The organism is Domibacillus sp. A3M-37 (assembly GCF_024213455.1).
In the GTDB taxonomy this organism is placed as follows: Bacteria; Bacillota; Bacilli; order Bacillales; family Domibacillaceae; genus Domibacillus; species Domibacillus tundrae.
Genome location: NZ_JANAVL010000035.1, coordinates 1 through 13,552, shown reverse-complemented (window position 1 = coordinate 13,552; position 13,552 = coordinate 1). Strand labels below are relative to the sequence as shown.

The window sequence follows — 13,552 nt, the reverse complement described above, 5'->3', positions numbered from 1 at the left end:
ATTTCGCGATATCGCGATAACACTAGGCTCTGCCTAGTCTAACACTGAAAGTGATAGCACGTTTTCCTTATGCTCTTTCTTGCTATTTAGCTTTCCACACTGATTTTTTCGTACATAACAGGCACTGTTTTTATTTCTAGTTTTTCAGCCACAATATACCGTCTGTATCCATCGGTTAATACCTTGGTTTCCCGATTAATTGTAATCGGTTCATCCAACATGCCGGACTGTTTTACATGGTCGATCACCAGCTGTGTCTTATACGGATTCGGCTGATACTTCAAAAATTCTTCTGGCACCTTGATCTGCTCTAGCTCCATAAAGTCTTCGGTGCCCTCCGGTGCTTTTGGCAGCTCTTCTGCTTTCGCTTCTTCTTTTTTCTCTGCCTTCACTTCTTCTTTTTGTTTTTCTGGAATCACAGAAACTTGAAAGCACGTGACACCGATCTCGCCCGGACAGTCATCTACGGGAACGTCCAGTGTAGGTTCTCCCTGTACCGTAATCTTCTGATTTTGAATGTTTTCTTCTGTTAATCCCGCTTTTTTTAACTGCTTTTGGTTAATAAAAACGGTATAGGTAATCGTTGAGCTTTTCGGGAGACCTTTCGGGGCTGCTGGAGAGCCCTTTTCCTCCATATCGAATGTACAGAAATCCTTTTTCAACCGTAATGCACTTACCGGCTTGCCTGTTAGTGTGATTTTATGTGCCATTTTTTCTTCTCCCCTTTTTCCTGCTACATGAATGTTTTTGCTTCTTGTGCTTCATGTTCATTCAAGGTCTTTTCAACAAACGCTGGAATAATGTTCGAGAGTTTTTTCGATCTTCTGTGGACTTCGCGAGACTTTCTAACAACAGTTGATCCCGCTTCTCCAGGGATTCTTTTATGTATGTGTCTTGTTGATCTAATCGTTGAATCAGGGCCTGTTTAAATAAATCATCTTCTTTTGATTTCGCGAGTAATTCTTGAACCATATCTTGAAGAAGATCTACTTTTTTTTCTAGTTCTGATTGAACAGCAGGTGATTCCATTTTTATTTCGTTGCCGTTTAACCACTGCAGCACCATTTTATAACTCCAGTTTTGTTCCTGGATCTTCTTCTTTATCTCTACGAATAACTCAATGTCATCCTGACTGTATCTCCGGTGATTCCCTTTCGTGCGTTGTATGTTCAAATTGAATTCTTTCTCATAAAGACGAAGCAAATCGATACTCAATCCGGTCAGACGCGAGGTCTCTTTCGTTGTGTATGTCTGATCATGCTGCTCTTTTTCTTCCAGGATTTTTTCCATGATTGTTACCTCCAGATTCTGAAACCTAGAACGGATAAACCTATTGGTTCTTATGGGTTAAACACGATTCTAGAACTAGAACATTCTAGATTTTTCTCTACATTTGAACCTTGAATTTAATTCTAGGTTATCACTCCGATCCCTTCAAGTGCACAAAGTCTATACTTGAATTTTGCACATATATTTAAATTCAAAAAAAATTTTCAAAAGAACTGTTGACTAATAATTTATAATCAAAGAAAGGAAAACGATTTTCTTTATTTTCTCTAAAAAGGAAGGAAATGAAATATGAACTATCAATTACATTTTACTGTTCCTACATTTACTGAAGAATTTAATGTCTTTCCAATCCCTGAAACTGAAAATTATGATTACTGGGTTCTTTTAATGAGAAAATTTATCGAGCAATCAAACATCATAGAAATTCAATGTTGGAATGATGAGAAAGATATTATTAAGGAAACGACCCTGTTATTCAAAGACTCTTATGAAAGAGTAAATGAGAGAAATACTACTCATATCAAAGGAAGCAAAACAGAAGAGATCACAAACCACCTGTTATATAAGAATGTAAAAACAAACGGGAGACTAAAATGGTTTTCAATTTCTTTGAGTAAAAATGAGATACCTCTTTTTGACTCTGAACATTGGGGAACAGAGTTTTTCGTTCCGGATATCAGTGAGGAAGATATAGCGTATATCAAATCCGTAACGCCAAAGGAGACAAATTTTCACCAGTATAAATAAACTAGTTTTACTCAACAGTTTTGGTCTATTACCGATTAAATTTCAGGTCTATTTCTAGTCGTAAACAGGTCTTAACCAAAGATTTTCAAACTGGCTTAAGCAAGCTCCATTCGCTTAAGCTGGCCAGATTGAAATTTGGCTGCGTTTTGTCTTTAAAGCGAGAAAGAGCATAAGGAAAACGTGACCCCACTTTCCGTGTGGTACTAGGCAGGGCCTAGTGTTTTCGTGGGTACGCGAAATTTCCATTTTGTCAAAAAATTTGACACTAAAAACAGGGGTACTGTCAAATTTTTTGACAGCAAATTCAGCCAAATGGCAAACTTTTTGACACCTAAAATAAAACGGCATGGCTAAAAAAAGAACGCAAAAGAACAGCATTTGCTAGAAAAAGACACCGTTCTTTTCAGAAGCAGACACAATGGCTGCCTGCATTTTTCGACTTTCCGGCAGACCGGTTTTCTCTTTTTTCTAGCAACGGTTTTGGATGATTCAGTAAGGAAGTTCCTCAATCAAATAATCCAGATTCCGTTCTTCTTTCGCCATTAATTCTTGAATTTCTGTACGCCAATTCTTCGTGCTGCCGGCTGATTCTTCTTCCGGATCTTCAAGCCAGTTAAAGATAGACGGGTGGCTAGAAAATGTCTCCTGGCGTTTTTGGTATGTAAACATTTTAAGCAGGGTTCCGTAGAAATAGCCTTTAAAATCTTTCCGGATCTTCCGGTGTTTCAGGGCATAAACAGACTGTTTCAGCGCATCAATCACTAATTCCGTGTACTGTTCCAATTCGTGCAGCAAATCAAACTGGCGATAGACAAGGGCTGCTTTTTTCCAAAGGTCATAAATGTCTTCTGCATCATCAAAGAAAGGCTTCGCCGTTTTCACAAATTCATCTGGAACCACTTTCGGTGTAAAAGACGAATTCAGACGATCCTTCTTACGTAAGATCTTTAAAAGATTTTTATTAAAAGATAAATACTTGGTAGGAGCTTTTTTTGGCTGTTCTTCCTTACTCTCACAAGGCTTTTCAGCAGTTTCGTTTTGGAAATCGTTCTGGAAATCACGTAAATCCAGCATGTTTTCCCAATACTTAAAATACGGATGTGTCTTAAATAAATGGACGGGAGCCGTCCGGCAGTTTTGATTACTAGGCCGGCGATACACCGTAAAGATCACACCTTCTTCCCGTAATTTCTTTAGGACATTCCGGATCGTTTTTGCTGAAACGCCGTACCGATTAGCCAGGTATTCGTCCTTTGCAAAGACAAACCCACGCTCTGAAGCAAACCAGCACAGCATATCAATCGCTTTGCGCGTGCCTTCCTTCAAGCTCCAGTAGCGTTCGCCATACACTGCTTCGACCTCTTTTAAAAGCTGTAGTTTTAGGGATTGCTGCTGGTTATGGTTCTCCGCACACACCTTGTAGCTCATCATTTGTTTAAATTCATCTGTGGTTACAATTCTGCTTACAGTCATGGTTTCGTCTCCTTTTCAGAAAACAAAAAGACGCATTTACCGTATAAAAATCGGTAAACACGTCTTTTGCATGACTGTAAAAGAGAGACTTTCCCCTTGAAATTTGCGTTTAAATGCCGTAAAATACAGGCATATTAACGTTAATAAAAGGTGAAAGCAAGTGTTTACCGTGCTCAGAACACGGTGGACGGTTATAGGTGGGGCCAACCACACTATAACGCGCTTTTGCCTTTTTGCTTTTTCCGCTCGATTTAATTGATTCTATTTATAGCAAACTTTCAGAAATTATACAAGACATGGAAGCAATTCATGGATTTTCTTTGCTGCTAAAATTAATGTAATTCTGTCTCAACCTCAACTACGTCCGTTTTTTTAACGAGTTCAAATTTACGATAAGTGCATTGCTCTTTAATCTCTAAATAACCATTCCCATAATCGAATACAATTTCATAAATCTTTTCTTTATACCGAACTAATTTTCCAACCAAGATAATACCACCTTTTTTCCCCATATTTCCTCGTCTATCCATATTTTACTAAGATTAATTTTACTCATTTCCTGAAAATAATCGAGTTATTTTATAGGCAGTAAGAAAAAGTTTATTAATTTTAAGTACAAAAAAGAAGGTATTTTCATTGGATTATCTTTTTAGAGCGAAAAAGATTCTAAAACTTGATCGACCATTTCATCATTAATGCCAATATAACGAAGAGTCACAGATGGAGCCGAGTGGCCAAAGATCTGCTGCAACATGGCCACATCCTTTGTCTGCTGATAAAAGTGATACCCGAATGTTTTACGCATGGTGTGTGTCCCAATAGATCCGTTGATGCCACACGCTCGCGCAGCTCCGTTAACGACCCTCCAGGCGTTTTCGCGACCGATTGGACCTTTGCCCTTCCGGGAAGGAAACAGGAGGTCAGAATCAGCCATCTGGCGCGTGTATTTCTCAATTTCCTGTTTTAACGCGCCCGTCATGCGAATTTTACGGATTTTGCCCGTTTTTTTCTCCTTCACGCGCAAATGATCCGTGTTTCGAACGTCCATCGCACGAAGCCCGATGATATCGCTGATACGCAGCCCGGAGTTGATACCGAAGGTAAACAAAAAATAATCCCGGTACGACTGGTGAAGCAGGTATTCTTTCATTGCCCGGATCTGCTCTGGATCACGGATCGGATCGACCGTGTTTTGTCCTTGTTTTTCAGCCATCAAAAACCCTCATTTTCCATTCAATTTGTTATATTCAATATAACATATATACCCAACATGTTACATTGGAAGATCGACAGCCAAACAAAAAGAGGCGCCATCCCTTGATGATCAAGGGATGGCGCCTCTTTTATTGTATCTTTTCCAATGCAACATAATACCCTTTATGTTGCATTGGATTCTTATTGTAAGTGACATAATGTCGCTAGTTTTTATTATTGTTTAAACGATTTGCAATGACTACTCTGTTTCTTCCCTCTTCTTTCGCTTTGTATAAAGCTTGGTCAGTCACTTTGAATAATTCTGAAAAATCACTTGCTGTAATTGGCAAATTTCCAATTCCCATCGAAATCGTTATCGGCTTTCCAGTAGGGCTAATTTTGGCCTCAGCTGTTTTCCTTATTCGTTCTGCAATCATTTGAGCCAATGCTAGATCCGTTTCTGGGAGAATAATCAAAAATTCTTCTCCACCTATACGGAAACACAAATCACTTTCCCTGGTTTCTTTTTTAGCTAATTCGGAAATATGTTTTAATACCGCATCCCCCACTTGATGTCCGAATTGATCGTTTACAGTTTTAAAACGGTCAGCATCAAACAAAATAATGGAGTACATTTCTAAATGACGAATCTTTTCTTTTAAAGAGCGGCGATTATAGTAGCCAGTCAGTGGATCAAGATTCGATTCACTCTCAACATAGGTAAGTTTTTTCTGATAAAAATCTACATTTTTTAAAATAGCACGCTTTAATGTCTTTAACTCAAAATACCAATCGGGAATGCGCGGCGTTGGCAACGATGGATCTAATGTAATTTGTTTTGCGTAGATGGCTAGCGTTCTTATCGGATTCACGATTTTTTTTAACATAGCAAGGGTTAGTACAAAAACAAAAATCATAAAGGGAATGGCAATGAAGCTAACTTGCTTTGCCATTTCAATCGTTGGTTCCATAACGGATTCTTTCGGTGTTTGGGAGATAATGCCCCATTTGCTTTTAGAAGAAGCGTAACCAGCTAGCATTGAAATACCTTGTGTATTACTAACTTCTAGACTTCCGTTATTCCCTTTCAACACTTGCTGCACGGCTTTGTCTTCTTTAGCGCTATCGTTAATTCTATCTTTATCTGGATGATAAATAATCTTACCTTTAGAATCGACTACATATACATACGAATCATTTTCATGTTTTGGATGCTGCCCAAGCACTCTCGTCAGGCTGTTTTCTTCACGCAAATGGATAGCTCCCCCGATAAACCCCTTATATGACCCGTTATCATCAAAAACAGGTACAGAAACAAGCAATATCAGCTTCCCCGTCACGCTTACATATGGTTCCGATATTAAGGGTACTTTCTTTTTCAGCGCTTCTTTTGCACCGATGCTATTTGCGGCCTTCCCTTCTACTTCCCTATCTGGTGCTGATGCACGGAAGTTTCCTGTTTGATCAACAAAATAGACAGAGTTAAAAAAATCAGTAGATTCTAGCGTCTGCTTTACTTCCTCATATATTTCGTTAGAATCTGCGGTTATATATTCTTCCTTTTCTGACTCCACCGTTAATTTTGTCATCATATTGCTAAAAAGAGAATCCGTTGTACTTGCCAATTTTTGAGCGTAGTATTGATTCTCAACTAAATAATTCTTCTCCAGATTGTTTTTACTTACTAAAATGCTTGAAATAGTACTTCCAACAAAGGTACCAATCATGGCAAAAGCCAGTAAGCTCAAAACAAGAAATTGTATACTTAATCTAATAGGTTTCTTCATATATCTTCACCAATCAATGGAAAGTTGCCATCCATATTCTGAATAGCCCAATAAAATATACCATGTCTGTTGTAAATCCAACAATGACTAATAATTAACAAAATTAAACAGTTTATGAATTCTTTTACTACACAAAAAACGCTCCAGATTCTAATGATCGGGAGCGTTTCCAATGCAACATAATAACATTTATGTTGCATTCGGAAGCGAGTTTGATGATTTACCTTTTCAACTAACGCCCCCGTTAGTTCAATAAGATTATTGATAAATGAACATAAAACAAGGACCCTTGATGGGTCCTGTTTGGAATCCTTGCTGAAGGCTAAGATTCGTTTGTTTAAGTACATTTATTCACAAACTTTTATTGGTCGTTAATAACTAACATATTTGATTCATCGAATTCCCAGTCTTCGGCATAGGCAACTTCCCAATAGTAGCCATCTAGGTCAGTAAAATATCCTCCATAACCTCCCCAATCAGTCCTTTTAGGCTCTTTTTGTAGTTTTCCCCCTGCCAATACTGCCTTTTCTAAAACATCATCTACCTCTTCAACAGACTTAGCAACGTAAGCTAATGTTATTCCTGAAAACCCATTTGATATAGTAGGAGGATTGTCTTTATTTACATCTTTAGCAAGTTCTTTTAAAGGGTACAAGGCTATTCTTGTCCCTTCATTTCTAAAGAAAATGATAAAAGGATTTGATTCTGAGCCCCTAATTGAGGTGTCAAAACCAAGTTCCATAAAAAAATTATGAGATTTTACAATGTCCTTTGTACCAAGAGTTATTAGATTTAACCTATTCACATTTTCCCCTCCAAAAAATTTTTAGGTATATTATTATCCATATTTATCCAACATTCGAAAGATGGATGTAATCATTAAAAACAAAACTCCTGTACACATTTGGATTAGAGATTCCGTTATTAAATCTCGTTAAGTCAACAAAAATAAATCCTCTTGTTCTAATTGGATATTAGACATCTTATTAGCAAATTCCTTCTTCCACTAAACTGCCATGTTAGTTCAATAAGACGCATTACAAAAATCTCCTTGTGATTGCACTCAAATCGAAAAAAAGCCCTCGATTCTAAAGATCCGGGGCGTTCTCAACACAACATAATAGCCTTTATGTTGCATTACGAGTTAAATTTCACATCTCACATTCTTGAACTACGCACCCATTAGTGGAATATAGACGCATATCATAAACTAGGGATTGAACAAGGCTACCCCGAATACATCTATCTCACAAATGTAATAAAGTCAATATTAACTGGTTCAATACCATCTGCTCGAAGTCGTGAGTTAATCTGTCCTCGATGATACTGACCATGCAATGCTACATGAGTTAAAATATCCCGTACAGAATTCTTAAACTCTGTTCCTTTACTATTTGTGTAGGATATTAATTTATCTAGGTCAGTATTTGCTAAATTAGTGAAAAACGTCGTTAAGCTCTCTTCATTTTGCATAACGAGTTCTGCACAGACTTCTATATCGACCTCTGACCAGATGGGCAGTCCTGAACTGTCCAATCCTCGTAATCTAGTTATCCATACTTTTTCTGAAAATAGGATATGGGAAAATAAACGTCTCACCTCTTGATTTTCATCTTCGATACTTTTCAATGTCTCAAGAATGTGTTGATTAGCCCAATTTAAATGCTCATACATCTTTTGGATAGTTTTCAATAAGAATCATCCCCCTATAAAAAAATCACTTGTGTTCTTTTTCTATAACAAAGAGTTTTACTCCTTCTTCCACTCAACCGCCACGTTAGCGCCATAAGAAAATAGAGCTGTCGTAACAAGCCCAACCTTGCTCTACTCTTGCACCCGCTAGCCATCCATGCAGCGCAAGCAATGCACGACAGACTATGCAAGAAAACCCGTTCTTACATGGGAGTTCAAGAAGACACGTTACAAAAAACTCTCATGGCTGCATTCAAGAGGAGTTAACATAAGTCAAATAATGTTACATTTATTTTAGTCTTAATATTTATTTTTAATATTCAGAAAATGGTAATCGTATTAAGGGAAATTTTCATACTTCTTACATTCTTATTACATCCGGTGAGTTATCGTTTATCGCCTTTTTTTGAGGGAAAGTTTGCTAATGAGACATAAAAATACCATGAGGAGCGTGACGAGATTATGTTGAAAAAATTAGCGAGTACAGGTTTAGCTGCAGGATTAGTTTTGGGTGCTGGAGCCGCAGGGAACGTATCATTTGCAAGCGAACTAGATGATACTCAAATTGATCTTTCGAATCAATCGAACACAGAACTCCAAGATGGACATGTGACATCTAACCTTGAATCTCAAGTTGAGGCTGACGATAATGACGCTGGCTTGAATTTAGATTTAGATGTTGAATTAGATGATATTCTAGATGGTTCTGAGAGCGATGATAACGAGAATGATGACAGCCTGCTCGGTGATGATCTTTCAGGTGGCATTCTCTAATTAAACGAATGTAATGAATAAAAAGGACACCATTTAAAAGTGGTGTCCTTTTTAAATGCAACAAACTATCATTTATGTTGCATTCATTCCGTATATTTCTTAAATTTATATATAAAAAAACCACGGAGGAATCCCCGTGGCAAAACAAAAATGTGTATGTCTTAGATGTTACCATACGAAATAAAATTCTACAAATTTCGACATACTGCCACCAACCTAACGCGACAGTATAAAAAATGCTTGTTGAAATAGTACATCCTTTAATTCTATAAACTCTTGTTCCCATCTACTTTAAGATCTAAAAAATAAGCCGATATATTTATCAACTGTTTGGTTGAAGGTAGTTTTTAAATTATGCAATTTGGATATTTCATGTATATGATCTTTATTTCTATCCTTCTCGAACTCACACATTTTAAACAAATGAGGTACTTATATGGCATCCGTTAAACGACCTGCATTCTTTTTTATTCTTATCTATCTCTTTACATTTTATACTTGGATTTTTATCTTTCGAGAAAATGACTGGATGCGCTTTTTAGGGACAAATATCTTTTCAATGGCAGGAAGTACGGTCAGTTTTATTTGGCTATTTCAAACTTACCGGGTTACAGAGACTAAATACCGTTATTTTTGGCTCCTATTAAGCGTTGGCGCGTTATTTTATATTGTGTCCTATGGCATCTGTTTTTATTATCAAAATATTTTATCCATAACACTCCCCTCTCCAAGCCGGGTAGATGCTATGTGGCTAACAACTTATTCCATTTATCTAGCCGCCTTCATCTACAGAGCAAAATTGATGTTCAACTCTGTGTCAATCAAGCCATTTGCCTTTAACATTGTTCTATTCATGATTATAGTTACTACCATTAGTCTTCAATACATAATTGAACCTGTCTTTGCACTATCAGATCATTCAATAAGCTTTACTTTTGTCACCTCAGCTTATCCGATATTCGATTTAGGATTCTTATTTTTTGCTATCAGTTTTTATTACCTTTCTCAATACCGGGATCAAAAAAATTTTTTTCTGATCATTTCAATTGGGTTTTTCATACAAATTATTGGGGATTTACTTTATGTTTATTATTCTGTAAACCACACTTCGGTCTTAGGTCATTTTATTGATCCCTTATGGCAAATCCCTTTATTGTTAAAAGGCCTAGCAGGATTATACGCTCAAGAACATCCAAAGGAAACGAGCTCTGTATCGCCTTATTATGTGAAAAGTAACTATAATATTTTTCTTTATGCAAGTGTCCTCTTTATCCTAATGTTAATTATTTACAATAACTATCGTTATGTGGATTTCCTAGTTATTGGCTTCTCCCTCTCTATTCTGTTCATTATCGTACGCCAGATTTCAATAATGAAAAAAAATGAAAAATTACTAGAAGAGTATAAGTATTTAGCGTATCACGATCCGCTAACCAGCTTATATAACCGGTCTAAGTTCACCGAGGATGCACAAGAGATGCTTTATCAAGCCAAAAGTAACAGGAATATGGCGGCTCTTTTATTAATTGATTTAGACCGTTTTAAAGGGGTAAATGACACTCTAGGCCATTATGTAGGAGATAGCTTATTAAAAGAATTTTCACAACGAATACAAACTATCTTACAAGAACGCGGGATTATCTATCGGATAGGGGGGGATGAATTTCTAATTTTGCTTCCTCAAATAACTGATATGTCTCTTGTTGTTGCCATAGCAGAAAGCATTCTAACAGACTCAAGTAAACCCTTTTCGATTAAAGGTAATGAACTTGTGATCACTTCAAGTATAGGAATAAGCATCTATCCGGAACACGGAGAAGATACCGAACTATTATTCAAAAATGCTGATGCAGCCATGTATCTAGCAAAAGAAAAAGGGAAAAATAATTTTCAGTTCTATAATCCAGCACTTCATGACCTATTGTTTCGAAAAATGAATATAGAAAATGGTTTAAGAAAGGCTATTGAGAAGAACCAGTTTTCCCTTCATTATCAGCCCAAAGTAGACATGCATACAGGAAAGATAATTGGAATGGAGGCTTTACTGCGATGGGAACATCCGGAATGGGGAGTTGTTTCTCCTGCTGAATTTATTCCGGTAGCTGAGGAAACGGGGCAAATTGTTTCGATTGGCGAATGGGTGCTGAAAACAGCTTGTGAACAAACAAAAAAGTGGCAAAACACAGGACTGCCTTCAATTTGCCTGTCAGTAAATGTTTCTGTCCGTCAATTTCAACAAAATGATTTTATTCAAACGGTCCGTAATATCTTACAAGAAACCCATTTAGATGCTCATTTTCTTGAACTAGAAATTACTGAAAGTATTATACAGAATTTAAAGCAGTCCACTGAAATACTCTATGACTTAAGAGTACTGGGAGTTCGAACGTCAATTGATGATTTTGGTACCGGCTATTCTTCTCTGCATTGCTTAAAAACATTACCAATTGATATCATAAAATTGGATAAATCTTTCATTGACGACCTTAATGATCCAGCTAATCAAGCCATCGTAAAAGCCATTACAGAGATTGGAACGAGCTTAAATCTCCAAGTTATTGCTGAAGGAATTGAGCAGGAACAGCAGGTTGAAATGCTATTAAAACACAATTGTAGATATGGACAAGGCTACCTTTTTGGAAGGCCTGTACCTGCACAGGAATTTGAAAAACACTTGCTAAACAACAGGAACTTTGTGTAAAGGATTATTGGCCAACCAACCCCCACATATTTATAGTGAACTGACCCGTGAAAATGGGACTTCGAAAAAACGCCCCAGATTCTAAAGATCTGGAGCGTTTCGAATGCAACATAATTATATTTATGTTGCATTTCTATTGAGCGATAGCAACTCAATAGCCTCTTTTAAAAGGGCAATATCTTTATTTATTTCTGCTTTAATCCGTACATCGCTGCAACGATCACACTCGCCATTTAAACGAGTGAGCTCTTTCATAAAGATAATACGGTCTTTTTATCATCACTCATGGCGGTGTGTACCTTCTCACTTCTGCAGCCCGGCTATCTTAGCCTTCAAAAGCTTTAGACCCGTGGCTTTGCGTCCTAATCTTTCGATTAGTTTGCCTTTAATTTTTAGGTATTTATTATTACATATTACCTGATTCCAGTAAAAAAACACTAAAATTTAGAGGCACATTAAAATTAATTTCAAGAGCTGTTTTCCAATTATTTTCAAGGGTAAACTACTTTGAAAATAGGAGGGAGAACTTGAGAAAACTACACCTATCAGATGAACAATTACTGAAGGCGTATAACCAAGCAAAAAAAAATGAAATTAGATATAGAATTCATTAATTTACTCAAGAAAGAAATAGACTTAAGAAAGCTTTCTAATAAAAAACCCCCCTTAACTTTTTGAAAAAGTTAGGGGGGGTCTGTCATATAACATAATTGCATTTATATTGCATTAGATCCCAATTAAAAACTGGTTAATTTACTTAGAAACTGTCAGAAGGGGAAAATCTCTTGTTACTCCGGAATCTCCTGTACATTGCTTAAGAATATAATTATCGGCACCATTTTCTGTATCAATCATTATGTCTTCACAACTGAATTCCTCAACAAATTTCTTATCAACACTGCTGGAAACATGAATACTGTTCTCTTTCGATGTTATGGTCATTACCCCGCGTTGTCCTTCTGTACCGTACTCAACATAATTTACGACATCTTCTTTTTTAAGTTTTGCACGTTTTATAAATGTATTGAGAGCCTCTAAGTTCTGAATATCGTTATGTTTATTCACCACTTCCGCAATAGCATTATTATTAGACTGAACACTATCTTTAGAGCAGCCTGTAATGAAAAATAAAGCGCATAAAACACTTATAATCACTTTGTTCATAACCATCCCCCTTCCTGAAAACAAAACTTTACAATATTTTACCATGACAAAAGCAGCCAGAGAGAATTCTGGCTGCTTATTGATGCAACAAAATTGCAATTTATGTTGCATCTAAATAGAAATTTCTTCGGTAATCCAGCCTTTAAGAAATTCTTTTAGAGAAGAAGCAATCCACGTACGACTATCGTCTCCATGATCCCAAACATATACATCATCCTTTTGAATACTTCCGTTTAACACAGCTAATCCGAATAAATCACCCGTTCCTGCATTAGAAAAAAACAACAAATGATCAAATGGCATATAGATATCCTTGTAATCATCGAAATTTCTAAAAAACAAGTTTTCTTCTACTATCTGATCTGTTGACCAAACCAACGGATAATCAGAACTATCAAGTATTCCATTAGTTTCACTCAGCAAATTTAAGAGCTGTTTTGACAACTCGACATTCAATTTCTCTTTAATACATAAAATATCTTCAGAAGTTGCCGGTGCTTTGAAATGATATTCTTTCGATATTTCCTCAATGTAATTTTTCCACATTGCAGTCTACCTCCTTTGCAAGCTTTGTACTGTCACACTGAGTGACAAAACAGCTTTTTTAGGTGTCACGCAGTGTGTCAAATAGCCTTTTTTTAGTGTCACACAGAGTGACAAAATCAAAATTTCGCGATATCGCGATAACACTAGGCTCTGCCTAGTCTAACACTGAAAGTGATAGCACGTT

The 13,552-nt window shown here is 36.7% G+C and carries 13 protein-coding genes and 1 riboswitch; of the genes, 3 read left to right on the top strand and 10 right to left on the bottom strand.

Going from position 1 to position 13,552, the window contains the following annotated elements; all coding sequences use genetic code 11:
* Positions 1 to 86 precede the first annotated feature (86 nt).
* Together NLX67_RS21525 and NLX67_RS21520 are read right to left on the bottom strand one after the other, a co-directional pair.
* Positions 87 to 710: a ParB N-terminal domain-containing protein gene (locus tag NLX67_RS21525; protein ID WP_254313460.1), complete on the bottom strand. Its 624-nt coding sequence runs from the start codon at positions 708 to 710 to the stop codon at positions 87 to 89.
* Between the two features lie 61 nt (positions 711 to 771).
* Complete coding sequence (locus tag NLX67_RS21520) at positions 772 to 1,290, bottom strand: MerR family transcriptional regulator (protein ID WP_254313459.1); 519 nt, start codon at positions 1,288 to 1,290, stop codon at positions 772 to 774.
* 288 nt (positions 1,291 to 1,578) lie between these two features.
* On the opposite strand from NLX67_RS21520, the gene NLX67_RS21515 reads away from it, so the two are divergent.
* Positions 1,579 to 2,037: a hypothetical protein gene (locus NLX67_RS21515; RefSeq protein WP_254313458.1), complete on the top strand. Its 459-nt coding sequence runs from the start codon at positions 1,579 to 1,581 to the stop codon at positions 2,035 to 2,037.
* A gap of 489 nt (positions 2,038 to 2,526) precedes the next feature.
* On the opposite strand, the gene NLX67_RS21510 is transcribed toward NLX67_RS21515, so the two are convergent.
* From NLX67_RS21510 to NLX67_RS21485, 6 genes are all read right to left on the bottom strand, one after another.
* Positions 2,527 to 3,510: a helix-turn-helix domain-containing protein gene (locus tag NLX67_RS21510; RefSeq protein WP_254313457.1), complete on the bottom strand. Its 984-nt coding sequence runs from the start codon at positions 3,508 to 3,510 to the stop codon at positions 2,527 to 2,529.
* Positions 3,511 to 3,842: 332 nt separating this feature from the next.
* Entirely contained in the window at positions 3,843 to 4,022 is a 180-nt protein-coding gene (locus tag NLX67_RS21505; protein WP_254313456.1) for a hypothetical protein, read from the bottom strand.
* 137 nt (positions 4,023 to 4,159) lie between these two features.
* The gene (locus tag NLX67_RS21500) at positions 4,160 to 4,723 is read right to left on the bottom strand and encodes a site-specific integrase (protein ID WP_254313455.1); all 564 of its coding nucleotides are present in this window, start codon (positions 4,721 to 4,723) and stop codon (positions 4,160 to 4,162) included.
* A gap of 205 nt (positions 4,724 to 4,928) precedes the next feature.
* Positions 4,929 to 6,491 (bottom strand): sensor domain-containing diguanylate cyclase, encoded by a 1,563-nt coding sequence (locus tag NLX67_RS21495; RefSeq protein ID WP_254313454.1) that lies wholly within the window; start codon positions 6,489 to 6,491, stop codon positions 4,929 to 4,931.
* A gap of 361 nt (positions 6,492 to 6,852) precedes the next feature.
* Complete coding sequence (locus NLX67_RS21490) at positions 6,853 to 7,296, bottom strand: VOC family protein (RefSeq protein WP_254313453.1); 444 nt, start codon at positions 7,294 to 7,296, stop codon at positions 6,853 to 6,855.
* A 437-nt stretch (positions 7,297 to 7,733) separates the two neighbouring features.
* Positions 7,734 to 8,183, bottom strand: coding sequence for a DinB family protein (locus NLX67_RS21485; protein ID WP_254313452.1), 450 nt, complete (start codon positions 8,181 to 8,183; stop codon positions 7,734 to 7,736).
* Between the two features lie 462 nt (positions 8,184 to 8,645).
* Here NLX67_RS21485 and NLX67_RS21480 point away from each other — a divergent pair, with 462 nt between their 5' ends.
* Positions 8,646 to 8,957, top strand: a complete 312-nt coding sequence (locus NLX67_RS21480; RefSeq protein ID WP_254313451.1) for a hypothetical protein — start codon at positions 8,646 to 8,648, stop codon at positions 8,955 to 8,957.
* Positions 8,958 to 9,393: 436 nt separating this feature from the next.
* Positions 9,394 to 11,658: a putative bifunctional diguanylate cyclase/phosphodiesterase gene (locus tag NLX67_RS21475; RefSeq protein ID WP_254313450.1), complete on the top strand. Its 2,265-nt coding sequence runs from the start codon at positions 9,394 to 9,396 to the stop codon at positions 11,656 to 11,658.
* Positions 11,659 to 11,965: 307 nt separating this feature from the next.
* Positions 11,966 to 12,052: riboswitch (cyclic di-GMP riboswitch) on the bottom strand.
* 359 nt (positions 12,053 to 12,411) lie between these two features.
* Here NLX67_RS21475 and NLX67_RS21470 read toward each other — a convergent pair.
* Together NLX67_RS21470 and NLX67_RS21465 are read right to left on the bottom strand one after the other, a co-directional pair.
* Positions 12,412 to 12,822, bottom strand: coding sequence for a DUF4362 domain-containing protein (locus NLX67_RS21470; protein WP_254313449.1), 411 nt, complete (start codon positions 12,820 to 12,822; stop codon positions 12,412 to 12,414).
* Between the two features lie 111 nt (positions 12,823 to 12,933).
* Positions 12,934 to 13,368, bottom strand: coding sequence for an SMI1/KNR4 family protein (locus NLX67_RS21465; RefSeq protein ID WP_254313448.1), 435 nt, complete (start codon positions 13,366 to 13,368; stop codon positions 12,934 to 12,936).
* Positions 13,369 to 13,552 lie beyond the last annotated feature (184 nt).

Bases quoted from the DNA above. Each gene is read 5' to 3' on its own strand.
- NLX67_RS21525 (WP_254313460.1), bottom strand. From the start codon at position 710: ATGGCACATAAAATCACACTAACAGGCAAGCCGGTAAGTGCATTACGG.
- NLX67_RS21520 (WP_254313459.1), bottom strand. From the start codon at position 1,290: ATGGAAAAAATCCTGGAAGAAAAAGAGCAGCATGATCAGACATACACA.
- NLX67_RS21515 (WP_254313458.1), top strand. From the start codon at position 1,579: ATGAACTATCAATTACATTTTACTGTTCCTACATTTACTGAAGAATTT.
- NLX67_RS21510 (WP_254313457.1), bottom strand. From the start codon at position 3,510: ATGACTGTAAGCAGAATTGTAACCACAGATGAATTTAAACAAATGATG.
- NLX67_RS21505 (WP_254313456.1), bottom strand. From the start codon at position 4,022: ATGGGGAAAAAAGGTGGTATTATCTTGGTTGGAAAATTAGTTCGGTAT.
- NLX67_RS21500 (WP_254313455.1), bottom strand. From the start codon at position 4,723: ATGGCTGAAAAACAAGGACAAAACACGGTCGATCCGATCCGTGATCCA.
- NLX67_RS21495 (WP_254313454.1), bottom strand. From the start codon at position 6,491: ATGAAGAAACCTATTAGATTAAGTATACAATTTCTTGTTTTGAGCTTA.
- NLX67_RS21480 (WP_254313451.1), top strand. From the start codon at position 8,646: ATGTTGAAAAAATTAGCGAGTACAGGTTTAGCTGCAGGATTAGTTTTG.
- NLX67_RS21475 (WP_254313450.1), top strand. From the start codon at position 9,394: ATGGCATCCGTTAAACGACCTGCATTCTTTTTTATTCTTATCTATCTC.
- NLX67_RS21470 (WP_254313449.1), bottom strand. From the start codon at position 12,822: ATGAACAAAGTGATTATAAGTGTTTTATGCGCTTTATTTTTCATTACA.
- NLX67_RS21465 (WP_254313448.1), bottom strand. From the start codon at position 13,368: ATGTGGAAAAATTACATTGAGGAAATATCGAAAGAATATCATTTCAAA.